At 41.7% G+C, this 19,005-nt stretch carries 13 protein-coding genes and 1 pseudogene; 6 read left to right on the top strand and 8 right to left on the bottom strand.

Annotation, left to right across the window (positions count from 1 at the left end):
- The first annotated feature begins 246 nt into the window (after positions 1-246).
- Complete coding sequence (locus ABJV04_RS03355) at positions 247-1,254, top strand: adenosine deaminase (protein ID WP_348489849.1); 1,008 nt, start codon at positions 247-249, stop codon at positions 1,252-1,254.
- 742 nt (positions 1,255-1,996) lie between these two features.
- Positions 1,997-2,467 (top strand): YHS domain-containing (seleno)protein, encoded by a 471-nt coding sequence (locus tag ABJV04_RS03350; protein ID WP_348489847.1) that lies wholly within the window; start codon positions 1,997-1,999, stop codon positions 2,465-2,467.
- Between the two features lie 173 nt (positions 2,468-2,640).
- On the opposite strand, the pseudogene ABJV04_RS03345 reads toward ABJV04_RS03350, so the two are convergent.
- The 4 genes and pseudogenes from ABJV04_RS03345 to gcvT form a co-directional block, all read right to left on the bottom strand.
- Positions 2,641-2,868 (bottom strand): annotated as a pseudogene (locus ABJV04_RS03345) (transposase); the annotation flags it as partial.
- A gap of 277 nt (positions 2,869-3,145) precedes the next feature.
- Positions 3,146-6,046, bottom strand: coding sequence for an aminomethyl-transferring glycine dehydrogenase (gcvP, locus tag ABJV04_RS03340; RefSeq protein ID WP_348489845.1), 2,901 nt, complete (start codon positions 6,044-6,046; stop codon positions 3,146-3,148).
- A 162-nt stretch (positions 6,047-6,208) separates the two neighbouring features.
- Positions 6,209-6,598: a glycine cleavage system protein GcvH gene (gene gcvH / locus ABJV04_RS03335; RefSeq protein ID WP_348489843.1), complete on the bottom strand. Its 390-nt coding sequence runs from the start codon at positions 6,596-6,598 to the stop codon at positions 6,209-6,211.
- A gap of 74 nt (positions 6,599-6,672) precedes the next feature.
- Positions 6,673-7,752, bottom strand: a complete 1,080-nt coding sequence (gene gcvT, locus ABJV04_RS03330; protein WP_348489841.1) for a glycine cleavage system aminomethyltransferase GcvT — start codon at positions 7,750-7,752, stop codon at positions 6,673-6,675.
- A gap of 154 nt (positions 7,753-7,906) precedes the next feature.
- On the opposite strand from gcvT, the gene ABJV04_RS03325 reads away from it, so the two are divergent.
- The 4 genes from ABJV04_RS03325 to ABJV04_RS03310 all read left to right on the top strand — a co-directional run bounded on the left by ABJV04_RS03325 (position 7,907) and on the right by ABJV04_RS03310 (position 14,385).
- The gene (locus ABJV04_RS03325; protein WP_348489839.1) at positions 7,907-8,755 is read left to right on the top strand and encodes a LysR family transcriptional regulator; all 849 of its coding nucleotides are present in this window, start codon (positions 7,907-7,909) and stop codon (positions 8,753-8,755) included.
- A 588-nt stretch (positions 8,756-9,343) separates the two neighbouring features.
- Positions 9,344-9,895 carry a hypothetical protein gene (locus ABJV04_RS03320; protein ID WP_348489838.1) on the top strand — a complete coding sequence of 184 codons (552 nt, stop codon included), beginning with the start codon at positions 9,344-9,346 and terminating at the stop codon, positions 9,893-9,895.
- Positions 9,888-12,785 carry a prolyl oligopeptidase family serine peptidase gene (locus ABJV04_RS03315; protein ID WP_348489837.1) on the top strand — a complete coding sequence of 966 codons (2,898 nt, stop codon included), beginning with the start codon at positions 9,888-9,890 and terminating at the stop codon, positions 12,783-12,785. Before ABJV04_RS03320 ends, ABJV04_RS03315 begins: the two co-directional genes overlap by 8 nt.
- A 400-nt stretch (positions 12,786-13,185) precedes the next feature.
- On the top strand, positions 13,186-14,385 hold the full coding sequence (locus tag ABJV04_RS03310; RefSeq protein ID WP_348489836.1) for a hypothetical protein: 1,200 nt from the start codon (positions 13,186-13,188) through the stop codon (positions 14,383-14,385).
- Positions 14,386-14,423: 38 nt separating this feature from the next.
- On the opposite strand, the gene ABJV04_RS03305 is transcribed toward ABJV04_RS03310, so the two are convergent.
- The 4 genes from ABJV04_RS03305 to ABJV04_RS03290 are packed head-to-tail and all read right to left on the bottom strand — an operon-like array spanning position 14,424 to position 18,856.
- Positions 14,424-15,647, bottom strand: a complete 1,224-nt coding sequence (locus ABJV04_RS03305; protein WP_348489835.1) for an FAD-dependent oxidoreductase — start codon at positions 15,645-15,647, stop codon at positions 14,424-14,426.
- Positions 15,634-16,941 carry a 2-octaprenyl-6-methoxyphenyl hydroxylase gene (gene ubiH, locus ABJV04_RS03300; RefSeq protein ID WP_348489833.1) on the bottom strand — a complete coding sequence of 436 codons (1,308 nt, stop codon included), beginning with the start codon at positions 16,939-16,941 and terminating at the stop codon, positions 15,634-15,636. Before ubiH ends, ABJV04_RS03305 begins: the two co-directional genes overlap by 14 nt.
- A 5-nt stretch (positions 16,942-16,946) precedes the next feature.
- A complete protein-coding gene (gene pepP / locus ABJV04_RS03295; protein WP_348489831.1) occupies positions 16,947-18,266 on the bottom strand; it encodes a Xaa-Pro aminopeptidase in 1,320 nt (439 codons plus the stop codon).
- Positions 18,266-18,856 (bottom strand): UPF0149 family protein, encoded by a 591-nt coding sequence (locus tag ABJV04_RS03290; RefSeq protein WP_348489829.1) that lies wholly within the window; start codon positions 18,854-18,856, stop codon positions 18,266-18,268. Before ABJV04_RS03290 ends, pepP begins: the two co-directional genes overlap by 1 nt.
- Positions 18,857-19,005: the final 149 nt, after the last annotated feature.

The raw sequence follows: 19,005 nt of genomic DNA, 5'->3' as shown, positions 1-19,005 counted from the left end.
TTGTTTACCTATATAAATATGTCATTTACCTGCGCGTTAACGTGGGTGTCTTGATAATTTCGCGGGCATAATTGCGACTTTTTAGTGCAGTGTTGACTTAAATTTTGATGTTCCTGGGACATAGATATGCAATTCCTAGCACTAAAGCGTGATTAAGTGCTGCATGCAGGCTGGCAAAAATTTAGATGTGAAAAAGGAATAAAACTTGCTGATATTGTTCAAAATAAATTTACTGAGATCAAAATTATGCAAGCATTCATCAATAACATGCCAAAAGCTGAGTTACATGTGCATTTGGAAGGCACCTTAGAGCCAGAGCTGAGTTTTGCACTAGCGAAGAAAAACAACATTCCCCTCCCCTATAAAACCCCTGAAGCATTGATTGACGCATACGATTTCACCGACCTCCCCTCATTTCTAGAAATCTACTATGCAGGCATGAATGTGCTTGTTACAGAGTCCGACTTTTACGATTTAACCATGGCTTATTTAAGCAAGGCAAGTAGTCAAAAGATTGTATACGCTGAATTGTTTTTTGACCCACAAGCGCACACGTCCCGCGGTATCGACTTTTCAGTTGTGATCAATGGCATACATAAAGCCCAAGTAGACGCAGAACAGCAACTTGGTATCAAAAGTCAGTTGATAATGTGCTTCCTACGGGAATTGTCAGCCGAGTCTGCCATGGAGCACCTGTTAATGGCTGAACCTTATTTATCCTATTTAATTGGCGTGGGGCTGGATTCGAACGAACGGGATAATCCCCCTATAAAATTCCAACACGTGTTTAAAAAAGCAAGAGAGCTAGGGCTCAAGTTAACCATGCATTGTGATGTGAATCAAAAAAACACACTCACTCATATAGGGCAGTGTTTAGACGAGATTAAAGTAGATCGCATCGACCATGGCGTTAACTCTCTAGAAGATCCATCTTTGGTTGCTAAATTACGGGAAAACAAAATTGGATTAACAGTTTGTCCTGTATCCAATAAATTTGTTGTGCAGTCCCTTACCGCAAAAGAGATTAGAACCATGTTAGACGAACAAATCATGGTAACGATAAACTCCGATGACCCCGCTTACTTCCGAGCTTACTTAAATGAAAACTTTGTCGAACTGCAAAAAGAGGGAGATTTTAATAAGCAAGAACTGCAAACCCTAGTGGAAAATTCATTTCAAATTGCTTGGTTGCCTGAAATCGAGAAACAGCAATATCTATCGAGTATAGAAGACTATGTAGTAACAAGCTCATAAGCCTTCGCAAAGGAATACAGCCTATCCATACACCAGGTAGGTTGTTTTCGCCTTCACTTTTTATTGGTCGAACACAAGGACGAAATCGGCCAAGTATCGAATATCCATTTAAAAGCTAACTATTGCGGGTTTTACTAACGGTTTTAGTTTTAACAAGACACCCATGATTAGATTGTAATAGATTTTTAATTTCCTATGGTTTGAGGTAGATGTCCTTGTAATTTGAACCTTGTAATTTGTTGTTTTAAAAATGTTTTGTGGGGGGTATCAGACTCCGCCGTCTTTTATTCCCAAAGTACATAAAATCAACATCACTCAAAAAGTATTTTCGCGCCCTCTTTTGCGATCCATTACATGATAAAATACATTTTCATACTTTTTTCGCAACGATCTAGACATATGTAGTGGCATAGTTAATTTGGTCACCCATTAAGAATAAAAGGGGTCAGAGTTAAATTAAGTCCAAATACAAATAAGTATTCTTAGATGTCCCAGCTACATTCAGAAAAACAAAGGTTACAGTATCCCCAACATCCAAAGCGTAAAAGCACTTAGTCGTTATAGTATCTAGATAAAAATCGCTTAGTTAGTTAACCATGACTATTATTAAAACCAATAACTTTTCTATTAATAATGCTTAAGCTCGAGCTAAATAATTAAAAAATACTTAATTATTTGAAATATTTCCGTCAATAGAGCGGTTATTACCAATAATAGAACTTCAATCACTAATGAGATACCTATGAGACATTTATTTAAATATTTAGCATTTATCGTTATTACATTTTTTACAATACCCGCTTTTGCATTAGACGACGCAGTAAACACTGGCCGTTTTAATAATATCGCTATTGATGGTTACGACACGGTTGCATATTTTACTGAAAGTAAACCGGTTAAAGGCAATAAAAAAATCACGGCAGTTTGGCATGATGCTACATGGCAGTTTTCTAGCGAAGAGAACCTAGCCTTGTTTAATGAAAACCCTGAAAAATATGCTGCACAATATGGAGGTTGGTGTGCTTATGCCATGTCGAATGAAGCTACTGTACGTATAGACCCAGAAGCATGGCATATAACAGACGGTAAACTCTACTTAAACTACAGTAAAAGTATTCAGAAAAAATGGTTAGCAGACAAAATGTATCGAATTGAAGATGCTGACTTGTATTACCCTGAAGTGACTAATGTAAATAAGTTTTCTAAGAATTAAAAAGTTACAAAGTTCGCGTAATTAAAACCGATAGGGTCAAAGTGTGACTCTATCGACTCAAACGCATGAATCTTGGTACCTCACCTCAAACTCAGTCACTAGAAATAAAAGCGGTCAAAATAAAAGGGGGCAGAAAATAGAAAGAGCCTGTAACAGATTCTGTGTAACTGCCATTAGTTAATATGCTGTTCGAGGCGTTTCTCAAACTCGATAACAAAACGGCTCATCGCCTGTCGCCAGTTATGAACCGGCATCGACCATTTTTTACTAGCATCTCCAATTGCTAAGTACACCATTTTTCTTGCTGAATCATCACTAGGGAAGGTTTTTCGTTTCTTGATGGCCTTACGGATAACGCTGTTCAATGACTCGATGGCGTTTGTTGTGTAAATCACTTTCCTTGCCTTCACCAAGACTAGAAAACAAATCAATAACTTTAATCGGATTATTCATCCACGCACCCTTTCCATCAGACTATCTTCCATAACAACAACGCGTAAGTCCCGCCTAACCTTGTTTGTTCATAGAATATCTATTGCATAATTAAGCACAGATCAAAGGAAGAGTTTTGGGTGGCTTGTGTCAAAATTTGGATTGGAATGATATCAGACTGTCGGATTAAACAAAAAAGGGCCTTTCAGCCCTTTTCACAAACTTCATTCGAAACTAACAATCAAATCAATCTTCCATATAGGTCTCAATGCTTGGGCATGAGCAGATCAAGTTGCGGTCGCCATATACGTCGTCGATGCGGTTTACGCTTGGCCAGAATTTATTTCTTGCCACTGATGGTACTGGGTAGGCTGCGGTTTGTCTGTCGTAAGCACGATTCCAGTCGCTGTCGCAGATGTCGTCTAGGGTGTGTGGTGCGTTGTGTAGTGGGTTGTCAATTGCATCCCACTCGCCGCTTTCCACTTTTGCCATTTCAGCGCGTATGCAGATCATTGCTTCGATGAAGCGGTCTAGTTCTGCTTTTGCTTCCGACTCTGTAGGCTCAATCATTAGCGTTCCTGCCACTGGGAAGCTCATTGTTGGTGCGTGGAAACCGTAGTCGTTTAGGCGTTTTGCCACATCCATTTCGGTCACACCTGAGGTTTCTTTGGCGGGACGCAAGTCGATAATACATTCGTGGGCTACACGGTTGTTGCGACCTTTGTACAACACCGGATAGTGACCTTCGAGCTTTTGTGCCACGTAATTGGCATTCAGCATGGCAACTTCGGTGGCTTTTTTAAGGCCTTCGCTACCCATCATTTTGATGTACATGTAGCTGATTGGAAGTATTGATGCACTGCCCCATGGCGCTGCCGACACTGCGCCGTTTCCTGCCGTGGTATTGCCGGTGTCTACCACTTGGTGATTAGGCAAGAATGGTGCTAAGTGCGCTTTCACACCTATTGGTCCCATGCCTGGGCCACCGCCACCGTGTGGAATACAGAAGGTTTTGTGCAAGTTCAAGTGCGAAACATCGCCGCCGATTAAACCAGGAGAGGTAACTCCCACTTGGGCGTTCATGTTGGCACCGTCCATGTAAACCTGGCCGCCAAACTCGTGTACGATGTCACACATTTCTTTAATGGTTTCTTCGTAAACACCATGGGTTGAAGGGTAAGTGATCATTGCACAAGACAGATTTTCAGCCACTTCTTCGGCTTTTTTGCGCAAGTCAGCTAAATCGACATTACCGTTTTTATCACAGTTAACCACGACCACTTTCAAACTTACCATTTGCGCTGACGCAGGGTTAGTTCCATGGGCTGAGCTTGGGATTAAACACACGTTTCTGTGTCCTTCTCCACGGCTTTCATGATAATTTTTGATGGCGATTAGACCAGCATATTCACCTTGCGCACCTGAGTTAGGTTGCATCGACATGGCGTCGTATCCAGTAATGTTAATTAGCCAATCACTTAGCTCATCAATCATTAGCTTATAACCTTGTGCCTGTTCCACGGGTGCGAACGGGTGCAATTTACCAAACTCTGGCCAAGTCACGGGGATCATCTCCGCCGTGGCATTCAATTTCATGGTACAAGAACCTAGGCTTATCATGGAATGATTCAAGGCTAAATCTTTGTCTTCTAAAGATTTAATATAACGCAACATTTCAGTTTCTGAGTGGTAGGAATTAAATACTGGGTTACTCAGAATTTCATCGGTGCGCACTAAATGTGTAGGTAACGACTTCGAACCTTGAGTGGTAATTTCTGCATCCATCATTTCGATATCGAAACCATGAGTGTCACCACAGAATAAGTCGATAAGACCTTTTAAATCATGACGTGTAGTGGTTTCATCAACTGAAATACCCACTAGGTTATCAGCCAAATCAGCACGTAAATTCATGCCTGCTTCTGCAGCACGAGCAACTAGCGCATCTTTATCATCGACCATCACGGTAATAGTGTCGAACCAAGTGTTGTGCTTAAGTGCATAACCATGACGGGTTAGCGCGGCAGCTAATAAATCAGCAAAACGGTTAATTCGTGTGGCAATGGTTTTTAGGCCTTGAGGTCCATGGTACACCGCGTAGAACGAGGCCATGTTTGCCAATAATACTTGGGCGGTACAAATGTTTGAGTTAGCTTTTTCACGGCGGATATGTTGCTCACGGGTTTGCAATGCCATGCGCAGTGCTGGACGACCACGAGTGTCTTTAGAAACCCCAATGATACGGCCTGGTAAGGAACGTTTGTATGCATCACGAGTGGCAAAAAAGGCAGCATGTGGACCACCATAACCCATAGGCACACCAAAGCGTTGAGCGGAACCTAAAACCACATCTGCGCCCATTTCACCGGGAGATTTTAACAACACTAAGCTCATAATATCTGCCGCAACGGCTACTATGGCTTTGTTTTCATGTAAAGCACTGATGATATCCGTGAGGTCTTTCACTTCACCTGTGGTGCCTGGGTACTGTAATAACGCACCAAATATATTGTGAGAAGCTGCTTCTGCGTCTTTTCCAACAATTACGTCAAAACCAAACATTTCTGCACGGGTTTTAATGACGTCCAAGGTTTGTGGATGCACATCGTCGGCAACAAAGAAGCTGTTGGCTTTGCGGTTTTTCGACACACGCTTAGCAAGCCCCATGGCTTCAGCCGCCGCTGTTGCTTCATCTAATAGTGAAGCTGAGGCAAGTTCTAGTCCGGTTAAATCAATTGTTACTTGTTGAAAGTTTAATAAAGCTTCCAATCGACCTTGGGCAATTTCTGGCTGATAAGGTGTGTAGGCCGTATACCAACCTGGATTTTCCAACACATTACGTAATATCACATTGGGAGTGATGGTATCGCTATAACCCATGCCGATGAAACTGCGGTTAATTTGATTCTTACCGGCGGTGTCTTTGAGTTCTTGTAATGCTTGTACTTCGGTTATGCTGTCGCCAATGTTTAGGGATTCTGGTAAACGGATACCTGCAGGAACGGTCTGTTTCATTAAGTCGTCTAATGACTCAGCGCCAACAAATTCGAGCATTTCTGCCATTTCGCCTTCGCTAGGGCCAATATGACGCCTTACAAAATCTTCGGTCTGTTCTAGCTGAGCGAGTGAAAACGGAGTATTAGCCATGAATGAGTGCCTTTAATTTGAACAATGTGATACTGGAAATAGAAATGCAAAAGCTCTCTATATATTTGAATTCAACAGAGCTTTTTCTGCTATCAATAGACAATACTCGCCACCTGTAATCTTAAAAAAATACAGCGGCGAGCATTTAATTAATAACCAATATTAGTCTTCGTCGATACTGTTTGCGTAGCCTTCAGCATCTAACAAAGATTCCACTTCTGCAGCATCTTCAGCTTCAATGCGGAATAACCAGCCTTCGCCAAACGCGTCGCTGTTTACCAACTCTGGAGTATTTTCCAAGTCTTCGTTTACAGCAACTATAGTACCTGTGATTGGGGCATAAACATCAGAAGCTGCTTTTACTGACTCAGCTACTGCTACGTCATCTCCAGCGCCTACAGCGTCGCCAACTTCTGGCAATTCAACAAATACCATATCACCCAAAAGTTCTTGGGCATGTTCAGTGATACCCACGGTAAAAGTGCCATCACTTTCAGGTCTAACCCATTCGTGAGTGGATGCATAACGTAATTCTGATGGAATGTTGCTCATAATCGTTCCTAAATTTTGGTTTTTATTAAACTAATTAATCGAAATTTTACTAAAGGTGCTGAAAACTCACCTTTTTAAAGAACACTTTTTCCGTTTCTAACAAAGCTAGGTTTAACAATGTTAACGGTAACCCACTTTTTGCGCATTTCCACTTCAGCAGTGGTATCGGCAGTAGCAGGAATTCTTGCCATGGCAATACTATGACCTAGTGTTGGAGAAAATGTACCTGAGGTGATCACACCTTCGCCTTCAGACACTTTCACTTTTTGACCGGTACGTAAAACACCTTTATCGGTCATTACCAAGCCAACTAGCTTGTGAGTGCCTTCTGCCTTTTGTGTTTCTAGTGCTTTACGCCCCATGAAATCACGATCAGCTGGTTCCCAAGTAACGGTCCAAGCCATGTTGGCCGCAAGTGGAGAAATAGTTTCGTCCATGTCTTGGCCATATAAATTCATACCGGCTTCTAGACGCAAGGTATCGCGAGCACCTAAACCGCAAGGTGCAACACCTGCTTCAATTAAACGTTGCCAGAAATCCGCTGCCACTTCATTAGGCACCATAATTTCGTAACCTGCTTCACCGGTATAACCCGTTGTAGCAATAAATAAATCTTCAGCTTGCACACCAAAAAATGGCTTCATTCCCGCAACGGCTTCTTTTTGCGCATCGGAGAATAAGGTAGCTGCTTTTTCTTTGGCGTTGGGGCCTTGTACTGCAATCATTGCATAATCAGGGATTTCAGTAATAGTTACGTCAAATCCACTGGCCACACTGTTCAGCCAATCCATGTCTTTTTCACGGGTAGCTGAGTTAACCACCAAACGATAATTTGTTTCATCGAAGTGATAAACAATCAAATCATCAACCACGCCACCCTCATCATTCAGCATGCCGCTGTAGAGTGCTTTGCCTTTTTCAGTTAATTTAGCAACATCGTTAGCTAATAATTTGCGTAAATAGCCTTTAGCTTCACTACCTTTTACATCCACAATCGTCATATGCGACACATCGAACATGCCAGCATCTTTTCTCACTGCATGATGTTCTTCAATTTGTGAACCGTAATTAATCGGCATTTCCCAGCCATGGAAGTCCACCATTTTAGCGCCGGCTTCAATATGCTTGGGGTGTAAAACTGTTTTGTTGGTCATTTACCTTCACCTGATTGAGTCACTTTGAATTAGCAGTATAGAAATCACTCGGCTCTGGGACAAATTGATAATTCAAATGCTTACATAATTTTTTTAAATGTATTAAATTACTTAAATTAGTATTCCAAATGAATTTTAAGTCTAAACATTATCAATGAAACAGCTATCGTTAGACCATTTACGTACTTTTGTGACCGTAGTAGAGCTAGGTGGTTTTGCTAAAGCCGGCGACATGCTGGGCCGCTCTCAACCGGCAATTAGTTTGCAAATTAAGAAGTTAGAAGAACAATTAGGACGTCGTTTGTTCGACAAAATTGGCCAGCGCCAGTTGGTTAATCAAGATGGACAGGCACTATTGCAACAAGCAAGAGCCATGTTAGGAATTAACGACGACATATTTCGACAATTCGAACAATCCTCGTTACGAGGCCGATTGCGATTAGGAATACCAAGCGAATTTGCCACTACCTTACTACCCAGCATCATTGGTGAATTCAGTAAACAATACCCAGACGTAGCCTTAGAAGTTACCTCAGAATTAAGTCGTAGTTTACTTAACGATAAAAATCATCGGGACTTTGATTTAGTCCTAGCCCTCGTTCATCCAGACCAACAAACCGAGGGGGAAGTGGTATTGGAAGATGAATTGATTTGGGTGGGTGATGCCAATAAAGCCATTAGTGCAAACAAAGTGGCATTGGTTTTAGCTCCAGATGGCTGTGTTTATCGCTCCCGCGTGATTGAAAAACTCAAACAACAAACCACCAGCTGGCGGATCACTTATACCAATGCCGACCTTTATGGTTTGATAGCAGCCATACAACAAGGTTTAGGCATTACTGCGCTAGCACGTTCCAGTTTGCCCAGTGCATTACAGGAAATTCGCCATAAGTCGTTACCTCAGCTGGGCAAGATAAAAATATGCCTATTCAACCTCGACACCCAACACCCGCAAATTAGTCGCGCCCTAGCCGATTTCATCATGGCCAGGTTGAAGTCTTAACCCAAGCCCTCCCATGGCTGTAGGCGGTGGCTTTAGCCCCGCGCAGTCATAGGTGAGAGGTTATCAATATTCCATGGCCTAAAGGCCATGCTACAAGCCCCGCACAAACCTCGGTGGAAGATTATCCATCTCCCAAGAACCTGTAGGCGGGTGCTTTAGCCCCGCGCAAAAACCGAAAAACCCCAACGGGCTAAAGCCCGTCCTACAAACATGGCCTAAAGGCCATGCTACAAGGCCCGCGCAAAAATCGGTGGCAGGTTATCAATATCCCAACAACCTGTAGGCGGGTGCTTTAGCCCCGCGGAAAAACCGATGAAAGGTAACCATCTCCCATGGCCTAAAGACCATGCTACAAGCACCACACAAACCTCGGTGGGAGGTTATCCATCTCCCAAGAACCTGTAGGTGGGTGCTTTAGCCCCGCGCAAAAACCGAGAAACACCAACGGGCTGAAGCCCGTCCTATGAGCGTAATGCACCGCGACCTGGCCTCACAAAAAACTAACATTTTAGTTATAAAAAATTTACTCTTATAATTGACACTGATAACCTTAACTAAAAGTAAATTAGATTAAATTCAAGGAAGAACATGAAGTACAACGTCTTTTGCTTAGCAGTTGTGGTTTTATTTTTGACTAGCTGCGTCAACAAAGTCTCATCGATTAAACAAGACATAGATCTCAAGCTTGAAGCCGACATGGGTTATTTACTCATGGGGGTAGACTCTAATGTGTCAATGAAAGACGTTGATATAGTTGGACAAAGCAACATCCGTTTAAGCAGTGAAGATTTACGTCCTGGTACTCAATACATATTGATTGATTTACAGGCTGGTGATTATCAGTTTGAGAGCATTAAATTAAATTCAATCTTTGAAGTGGAGTTAGTTGAGGGCTATTGGAACTTTAACGTGCGTCCCAGTGGGATAAGTTATATTGGCCATTTAGATGTCAAAGCCGATACGTTTTTTTTACACCAATTCACCCGTACCAACGTTGAGCTGACTAACCGTTCATCTGAAGCTTTGCAGTTTATGGAAACTGAATTTCCAAACATTCTAAGTAAACGAACTATGTATTATGAGGGGCCAGGAAAAGATCCTTTCTTGCGTTTTATGCAAGAGGAGAACATCAATGAATAAATTTTTGCTGTTAATTGTATTTTGCAGTTTATTAATTACAAACCAATCACTACTTGCTGTTCCCATTCCTGCTGAGAAACTATTCAACGAACCAGCAGTAAAGCTGCCTGACTTATCACCTGACGGTCAATACGCCTCTTTTCTGGCTAATCATTCTGGTACCAGTTATTTATCTTTATTAGATTTGGAAACCAAAGAGTTAGAAGGAATATTAATTCTTGATAATGACCAAACCCTTACCGACTATAATTGGCTAGATGCGAACACATTACTTGTTAGCGTCATTATTAATGGCCAAAACCGTTTGGTTGTCACCTATAGAGAGGCCAACTCTAACAACGGCAAATGGCAAAACGTTCTATTAGATCAAAGAGGCTATTTAGTTAGCCGGTTACCAGACGATAATTCGAAAATACTCATTGCGGTTCAGACTTATAATTCAAACACCTACTCCGAGTTATACAAACTACCAATTCAAGGTTTAATTCAAGGTGATTTTGATGCAAAACATCTAATCTCTGGTTTACCTCCAGAACAACGTTATTTTGCGTATGACAGTCAAATTGACCGTCTAATTTTAATGGGTGTGGATACAGATTCAGAAAACCTTTTAATTGCTATACGAACCTTAGAGAAACCTCAGTTATTACGCTCATTTAATATCGATGTAGAAAATATTGATTTTCTTCCCGTTGGTTTCCTATCTGAAACTACACTGGCCGTTTTGAGTAACAAAGATTCCAATACTCAATCACTTTTTGAATTTGATTTAATCACTCAATCCTTTGGAAAGCAGTTATATAGTCATAATAAATATGACTTGGTTAGAGCAGATGTATCACCTTTTAGCGGTGAAGTGAATTCCGTTAGCTTTAATGATCATGGTCGACTTAGGACTGAATACTTTAATCAGCAAGATGCCAACAACTCAGTCATTCTGCGTCAACAGTTTCCTGATAATCAATATATAACAGCGGCTAAAAACGACGTTACTGGCCAAAGTATTTTGTTTATCTTCGACTCAGATAAACCAGGTAGCTATTACTTATTTGATCATAAGGCCCAAAAAGCGGAATTATTGTTAGCGACATTCCCAGCACTTGAACAATACGACACCGTCAAAAATCAATTATTAAACGTCACCAGTGAAGATGGTACTGAAATAGAAGCCTTTCTTACTTTGGCTAAAAAGCCAAACCTGAAAACATTATTAGTTATGCCCCACGGCGGCCCTGTAGGTGTGCGTGAAGTCGATGCATTCTCCCCAGAGGTTCAATATTTTGTGAGTCGCGGGTTTTCAGTATTAAGAGTAAATTTTCGAGGCTCTTCAGGGTATGGTAAAGAGTTTTTGGAAGCTGGTGTTGGCGAACTAGGCAAATTGATAGAAACCGACATTACTGTAGCCGTCGATAAAGTATTAAAAGAAAATGATTTTGAACATACCTGTGCAATGGGCAGCAGCTATGGCGGCTACTCCTCGGTGATATTAGCCATGAATCAACCTGACCGATATGAGTGTGTTGTTGGTGCTTTTGGTGTGTATGATTTGCCTCTGTTATTCAATTCAAGCAATTGGGCAGTGTTAGAAGAAGAACAAATTCGCTGGGAAAATGTAGTTGGTGAACAAAGCGATGAATTGCTAGACGTTTCTCCTGTTTATATGGCTGAGAAACTCAAGGCGCCAACCCTGTTAATTGGTGGAGTGCAAGACAAAATAGCCTCTGTAGAACAGACGCGGCGAATGGAATATGTATTACGACGTTTAAATAAGCCAGTACAGTCTCTGTATTATAAAAACGAAGGGCATGGACATTCAAAATGGAATGGCGACTGGCACCAAAGCACCTTAACCTATCAATTTCTTATTGAGCAGCTAGGCTTATCGCCGTTGCAAAAAGAGCAAATTTTATCGACGGATTTAAGCAAGATAAGTGAAGAATACTACTGGGTAGGTTTAAATTATGATTCGACTAAAAATGTAAACATAAACCGCAAGTTAGCCCACAAGTTCTACTTAATAGCGGCAAGCTTAGGCCATGTAGAGGCGTTATACCAACTAGGTAGAGATTTAGAAAATGGTGAAGGCGCGCCCGCTGACTTTCAAAAAGCATTGGCTTATTACCAACAAGCATCTGAAGAAGGTAGTGCTTATGCCAGCTATCATTTAGGTACATTATATAGTGATGGGAAGCTTGTTCCCAAAGACCCTTTAAAAGCATTTGAGTATTATAATTTAGCCAAATCATTAAAGTTTAATGCCACCGTTAATGTGAAATTGGCTAAGGCTTATTGCTTAGGTGAAGGTGTAACTCAAAATACCAATAGCTGCATAGAATTGTTGGATTTAAATCAACAGGTCAATGATAAGTCGCCCAATCTGGTCAATAATTTCAGTTATGCCTTTCGAGAACTTGAATTGGCTAAGTTACTTTTATCAGAACAAATCTCTCTAGAAACCCGCACGCAAATAAAGTTGGCGATCCAACGTTGGTACGAATTAGATACCTTAGCTGTAGAAGTAGATATGGACGAATACGGTAAAATTGGTCAATCTGCAACAGGCATATCCTACGATAGTAGCAGTAATATCGAGTTTTCAGAAAATAACATCATTGGCGTGCTTTTAGATGTCGATATTGATGGAAGCTATAAAAATAGAACCGCTAAAACGGGCTTAGTCGCACATTGGAAAATAAACACAAGCAATGAAGCTGATGAAATCGATGATAAAAAATTCAGCTATTTACTTATTGGTACAAAATACAAATATTGGTACACACGACTGGGTTTGTCAGAGATCCCGGAAAGTGCAATATCTGCCGAATTACAAGTATTTGATTTAGATCGAAACCTGAAGTTTAGCCATACATTTAATCTGATACCAGAGTAAGTAAAACAGTCCAGGTCTTTTTTAGGCGGGGCATTGGCCCCGCGAAAACCTCGGTGGGAGGTTATCCATATCACAATAACCTGTAGGCGGTGGCTTTAGCCCCGCGCGAAAAATTGAGAAACAACAACGGGCTAAAGCCCGTCCTACAAACATGGCCTAAAGGCCATGCTACAAGCCCCGTGGAAATATCGAAAAACCCCAACGGGCTAAAGCCCGTCCTACAAACATGGCCTAAAGGCCATGCTATAAGGCCCGTGCAAAAATCGAAAACCCCAACGGGCTGAAGCCCGTCCTACAATTTGCTACTCGACTTAAATATGTACAAACTGGGATTTTATCGGCAAACTTGTAGTGACAATTCTAAAAACAAAAAATCAAAGCAGTAAAACGGACTTATTCTATGAACACTAATCAACATACAAAAACTTATGCAGACTTTCTCAAAAATACATTTTTCATTGTTTTATTAAGTGTATTTTCAACCCTGAGCAACGCTCAACAAATGGGGGGAAGCAATACAGATTCTGTGTTTGCTGAAGCATCTGCACAAACCGCTATTGCCTTCGCCGAAGCCCTGAACAACCATGATATCGATAGCTTAGGAGAGAAGACCGACACAGCTAGTTTAGGTCGGATTGTTGGCAGTGCATTGTTTTCTAAACAACGTGATATCAATGACTTTGTAAGGGGGTTTTCCTCTGAAGGCACGCGCAAAACGTTAATTAACAATTTGTTTGTACAATTTTTTAATGAAGAATCAAACTCCAGCTTTATACGTATGCTTGATGAACAAGGGGCTCTAAGGCCACTTATTCGCATCGATTACTCGTCTGGTGGACACGAATACCTCATTTTATTTTTGAACGAAGATCAAAAAATATATGATTTCCATATTGCCAGCAAAGGCGGGCAATTTAGTGACTCCTTAACCCAAGCCACAGCGTTGATGATATCGACTGATGATTCGTTCTTTGGCAAAGTCTTTGGTAAAGAGAAAATTAACAAAGATATTGTGACTAAATTTCAGCAAATTGGCAGACTGCGCCAAACAGGGCAAATTGAACAAGCTTATAGACTGCTCCAAGGCATGCCCGAAGAGATGAAGAAACAACGGGTGATAATTGATACCGGTATTAGCCTTGCACAGAATATCAGTGATGCGGAATACCTAAAGCAACTTGGCATGCTCGATAAATATTTTGGTCATTTGCCATCCACTCAATTTATGCTGATCGATTATTACGTAATGACCGAAGATAACGTCAAAACCCAGCAGGCTATGGAGAATGTAATTAAACGGTTTGGAATGGATGGAGCCCTCGGCGAGCTAAGTGCAAACTTATATTACAATGTTGGAGAAATGAACGAAGCGTTAAAATACGCCTACTTAGGTGTGAATGCTGAACCTAGTTTTGAACCACCCTATTGGACTTTGCTGACTATTTATAACGAACAACAAAACTATCAAGGTGTTGCCGATACGTTAGATCTCATTAGTGAGCGATTGTATTACGAGTTTACCCCTGAAAGTTTAGGTTCTGAACCTGCATTTGCTGGTTTCTTAGCATCAGATGAATACAATTTGTGGTTACAAAATTAATTAACTGATCAAAAAGTGATAACTTCAATGCACTAAAATTATGAACCTGAGTTGGCATGTACCTTTGCCAGCTTAGGTAAATTTCCATCCATACCAACAGCATGTTTAATCAAATCATTTTTTAACGGCGACAAATGATTCGTTGCACTCAAACCGATATCTCTTATCAATTTTTTGACTGGATTTGCACCATTAAAAAGTCGTTTGAAACTCTCCATTACGGCTATCATTTGTAACGCTTCTGATTTACGCCAACGTTCAAAAGCGCGCAGGTTTTTAGTCAAACCGATGTCTTTGTTTTGCTCATGTAATTCAATAATAACTTCGGCCAATGCCGCTGCATCGGCAATCCCTAAATTCGCGCCCTGCCCTGCCAATGGGTGAATGGTATGAGCGGCATCGCCAATTAAAACAATGCGATCACTTACCCACTGACGGCAATAACGCATTTTTAACGGATAACTTGCACGTGGGCTAAGCAACTTAATCTGCCCTAAGCGCAAGTCACTTTGGGCACTCAATGCATGATTAAAGGCGTTTTCATCCAAGTTTAACAGCGACTCAGCCTTCTCTACTCGCTGAGACCAAACAATTGAACAAAGGTTTTTTTCGTACAATGGCAACAAAGCAAGGGGACCATCAGGTGTAAACACCTGTCGTGCTACGTTATCATGAGGTAACTCGGTTTCAATAGTGGCAACTATTGCAATTTGGTCGTAATCCCAAAAGGTGAGCGGCAAGTTTGCCACTTTACGGACTAAGGAGTTTGCGCCATCAGCCCCCACCACAAGCTTGCTACTTAAATGACTGCCATTTTCTAAACTAATGAAGCTTTCTGACTGACCTATGGAAATATTGGCTATTTTAGCACTGTCGGCTATTTCCACATTAGACACTTGATTTAATTGCTGCAACAGCCCTAAGCGAATGGCTTGATTCTCAATAATAGTGCCTAAGTGTGCTTGATGAATATCTGCTGCCGAGAAATTAATCTTGGCAAAGCTATCCTGCTCCCACACATGCATATGTTGATAAGGCTGCAATCGTTGATTATAGATGCCTTGCCACGCTCCTAAATTGCTAAAAACGTTCTGACTAGCAAGGTTAATAGCGCTAACCCGTAATTCTGGCTCTTCGCTAAGGGGCTTGTCTGCTGGTTCTGAATCTATAATCACTACCCGTAAGTCGGTGTTTTGTAATGCCAGGGCGGCGGTTAATCCAATAATGCCCGCTCCGATAATTGCCACATCATAATTTTGCATGGGATTTTCCTGATGTTCCGTGAAAGCCCATGGCGTGGTGAGCTAAAATTTGTTTTAACCTAGGATGACTGTCTAATATGCCGAGGGCCAAATTGCGACCTAACACGAGGGGCGGATAACGATTAGAAAAAGTATGAACCAATAAATCTGTTGCGCCAATTAAACGTGCTTGGTCACTCTTACGATTCTGCTGGTAACACTGTAACCCAGAATAACTGCCTATATCCGAGGTTTTTTCAGATGACTGGTTCGACAGTATAATTTGCACGAGCTCATACACGTCTCTTAATCCCAAGTTCAACCCCTGACCGGCAATGGGATGTAATGTCTGACAGGCATTACCTAGTAGCGCGGTGCGATGTTGAATATGCTGTAATGCTCTACTTTGCACCAAAGGAAAAGCACTACGATTTCCCACTGCTTTTATTTTTCCTAGGCGATAGCCAAACTCATCTTGTAAACGTGCGATAAATTCCTTATCGCTCAACGCCAATACAGACTCACATTGGCTACGAGATAAAGTCCAAACCAATGAACTTCGATAAGAATCAGGATGCTGTGATGCAGGCTTTAGTGGTAACAAAGCTAATGGCCCATCAGGAGTGAACCGTTCAAATGCGGTATTGTTATGATCGTCAAATAGCGCCACATTCGCCACTATGGCAGATTGCTGATAATCTTTTAGTTGGATATCGATGCCTGATTTTTCGCGGGTTGGAGAATTTCCCCCCTCAGCAATTGCCAGCAACGAGGCTTTTAATCGTTGTTTATCACCTAATACCAGTTCCACATAATCCGCCGATTTATGCAATTGCTCTATGCTTTGCCCGTAATAAAAGGTGACTTGTTGCGCATAAGCTTGTATTTCATTTTGTAATAACTCAACCAACACCGGCAGTTCAATCACTTGCCCTAACGCATCGAGATGGTAATCTTGTGCATGCAAAGAGCTTCTGCCCAAATGCCCTTTATCTGACACGTGGATGTGAGATATAGGACAGCCAAATTTAGACAACGACGTCAAACCTAACTCACTGAGTATCTGGGTAGACTGGGCGGAAAGTGCTACGCTGCGCAAATCCAGAAAGCTATCATTGTTAGAAGTGCAATCATCAGCGTTTGAGTTAGTAGACTTAGGGGAGTACTCACTCTTATTTTGCGGTTCTGGGCGTTCATTTGCTTCTATGACAGCAACGTTTAACTGGCTTTGCTGCGCAATGGCTAAGGCTAAAGTCAGACCGACAGCCCCGCCACCAGCGATCACCAGATCAAATGATTTTTCAGCCTTATTCATTATTGCTATTTCGCCATCAAATTTTCTATTTCTGCAATGGTTTTAGGAACCTTACCAGTTAGCACTTTATGACCGTCGTCAGTGATCACTATATTATCTTCAATACGGATACCGATGCCTTTCCATTTAGGATCAACTTCAGCCGATGCAGACACATATAAACCTGGTTCAACCGTCAACACCATTCCAGGTGCAAACTCTCGATCTGTGCCATCAATTTTATAATTGCCCACATCATGAACATCTAAACCTAGCCAATGACCAAGTCCGTGCATGAAAAATTGGCGATAATGCTGTTGCTCAATATTGTCCTGTAACTCTCCACTCAACAAGCCCAAATCAAGCAAGCCAGTGGTAAGCACTTCTATGGCTTTGTCAGAAGCGGCTTTAAAAGTGCAGCCAGGTTTAAACAACTCAAATGAAGCTAACTGTGCATCTAACACTAATTGATATAAAGCTTTTTGCGGCTCCGTAAAGTGCCCATTTACTGGGAATGTGCGGGTAATATCGGCGGCATAGCCCTGTAATTCAGCACCCGCATCGATAAGTACGAGTTTATTATCTTCAAGCTCACAATTGTTTTCGGTGTAATGCAGTATGCAGGCATTATCACCACTACCGACAATAGTAGAATAGGCAGGCGATTTAGCTCGGTGCATTGCAAAATGGTGATGAATGGTTGCTTCCAAATGGAACTCGTTTTTTCCCACTTCGCTGAATTGCATTGCGGCAATGTGCGCGTCCGCTGATATGTCAGCAGCTTGGGCCATAATTGAAAGTTCGAAATCAGATTTAAACAAGCGCATTTCATGCAACAAAGTGCGAATATCGAATTCACAGTTAGGCGCAATTTGTGATTGTTTGGGTGCATTTCGCAGCTTGCTTAGCACTTCATCAATTAACACATCACTAGGCCCATGATGCCCACGGGCAAAATATAAATTGTCATGGCCATTGATATAACTCACCAAGCCCACTTCAATATCATCAATTGGGTGGGCAATATCCACCTCATAATCCGCAGGTGCAGCATCCACGCCTATACGTCTGCCTTGCCAAATTTCTGCCAATTCATCCTTAGGTAAACAAAACAAAGCGCTGAATACATCCCCCATCAAAGGGCTGTTGCTAATCACTAAATACCCATCAGGCTCGGGAAAACCAGACAAATAATGAAAGTCGCTATCTTGACGAAACGGGAATTCGGTATCGTTACTACGGGTGACCAAGTTGGCAGCAGGCACAATAGCAATGCTGTTTGGTAACATTTTGTCGCGTAAAATTTGTCGGCGTTTAGCGCATTCTTTGATTAATTCTGATGACATTAATGTACCGTCTTAGGTTCAGTTTGTGCTTGATCAGCTGAGTGACCCAGTTCATTGAAACATAACATGCAAGACACTCGCACATATTCAATCACTTCGAACAAGGCCTTTTCGGCTTCCTCGTCTTCTGGCATGGTGTCGTCCATACGAGAAATTTCATAGAAATCTTCCAGCGCTTCTTTCACATCAGCGGAACAGGCGGTTAAGTCCGCTTGGTGAAAACCAAAGCCCAACATAAACCCTTGAATCCAGTTAATTAAGGCTTTGCCTCTTTCATTAATCGGCGCAGAATCATCGGGCATGCACAGGGTTAAGGTGAAATCGGTTTCTAACAATTGTTGACAGGTATCATTATAAAGTGCGGTTAACTGCTCTTGCACCTCATTAGGTAGGTTGTCACCTTGATTGATTGAATCATTTAATGCAGCTGACCAGTCTTGGCTCTCTAATGCCATGCCACCGGCTAACATACCGCAAAAAATGCCATGGACTTCTGATGCATCAGCCAGAATGTTGTGCTGTTCTAACAAGGTAGACAACTCTTCATATTTTAAATGCGATGGATTCAATTCAGTTTCCTTTATTTTCATTCATACCAATCCCAATGAAAGAACCGGTACAAGATAGGGTTAGCAGATCGTATCACTACCAAAGCAGCCTGCCTAGAGCATGACGAGGCTTAACTAACACTTTAGGAGATTGATGTTAACCGATTGGGTGTCAAATACGGCAAAATAGT

Source organism: Aliiglaciecola sp., assembly GCF_039982535.1.
Lineage (GTDB): Bacteria > Pseudomonadota > Gammaproteobacteria > Enterobacterales > Alteromonadaceae > Aliiglaciecola.
The sequence above is the reverse complement of the archived record's forward strand: the minus strand, read 5'-3'. Positions and strand labels throughout refer to the sequence as shown.